The sequence below is a fragment of the Lactiplantibacillus sp. B652 genome (assembly GCF_023806745.1).
Classification (GTDB): Bacteria; Bacillota; Bacilli; order Lactobacillales; family Lactobacillaceae; genus Lactiplantibacillus; species Lactiplantibacillus pentosus.
Genome location: NZ_JAMSKY010000052.1, coordinates 1 through 1,155, shown reverse-complemented (window position 1 = coordinate 1,155; position 1,155 = coordinate 1). Strand labels below are relative to the sequence as shown.

Annotated in this window: 2 protein-coding genes; both read left to right on the top strand. The window is 37.6% G+C overall.

From position 1 onward, the window contains the following. Nucleotides 1–306: MarR family transcriptional regulator (locus MZO40_RS16940; protein ID WP_252133471.1), on the top strand; the 306-nt coding region annotated here is incomplete at its 5' end. Between the two features lie 369 nt (nucleotides 307–675). Continuing rightward, nucleotides 676–1,155: recombinase family protein (locus tag MZO40_RS16935; protein ID WP_252133470.1), on the top strand; the 480-nt coding region annotated here is incomplete at its 3' end.

The window sequence follows — 1,155 nt, the reverse complement described above, 5'->3', positions numbered from 1 at the left end:
TTAGTCTATCTTGAACAACATGGGCAAGCTACTGCTAGTGAATTAGCTGATGCATTCACGGTCACGCGCACACTAATTTCCAGGAATACTTGGCGATTGATTCAAGATAATTTAATTAAATCACAAGTGAATCCAAATGATCGACGAATTGTTTGGCTATCTTTGACTGTTAATGGCCAAGAAAGAGTCCAGGAAGGTGTTCGGCAAGTGCAAGCGAACTTAAAAGCTTTCAACCAGAGTCACAATCTGGAGAAGTTGGCTAAATATGTGGAATCTTTGTCACAACAACTGGCTAAGATAAATTAAAAGTTTTTCAAAGTAAGTAAAGATGCCTTAATGTAAATAAAGATCGGTCCGTTAAAACCCTTGGGTTTGAGCAGGCCGGTCTTTTATTGAAGTGAAGCAAATTTAAACATTAAGATTATTTTTGCCTGTGACAATAATCATTTTGTATAACCAAGTAATCAATCAGGCACTACAAGTGGCTAAGCGTTCCCCTGTTAAAAGGGATTAGATAAAAATTTTTCTTGACGTTTTTTATATATAATGAGTAAAGTGTTTAGATAGAGTGAAATCAGGCCATAACTTAACAGTTGTGGCCTCTTTTTTGATGCTGTATAATTAAAGGTTTAGAACCGTGTCATTACTTAATGACATAAGTAAGGAGATAAAAAGATGAAATATGGCTATGCCCGGGTCAGTACCACTGATCAGAAATTAGCAAATCAAATTGAGTTACTAAAATTGGCAGGAGCAGAAAAAATCTTCCAGGAAAAGTTTACTGGCACAACTACTGAACGACCGGAGTTTCAAAAACTGTTGCGCGTTCTAAAAACAGGAGATACTTTGATTGTCACTAAGTTGGATCGGTTTGCACGGAACACGCGCGAGGCCTTAGCCATTATCCAAGAGTTGTTTAAAGAAAATGTAAAAGTCAACATTTTGAATATGGGCTTAATTGATAATACGCCGACTGGCCAATTAGTCTTTACAATATTTAGTGCTTTTGCGCAGTTTGAACGCGATATGATTGTCACACGCACACAAGAAGGTAAATTGTATGCCAAGCAACATGATCCGTTGTTTCGGGAAGGGCGACCGAAAACGTATTCTGATGAACAGATCAGATTTGCTTATGAGTTGCGAAAACAAGGC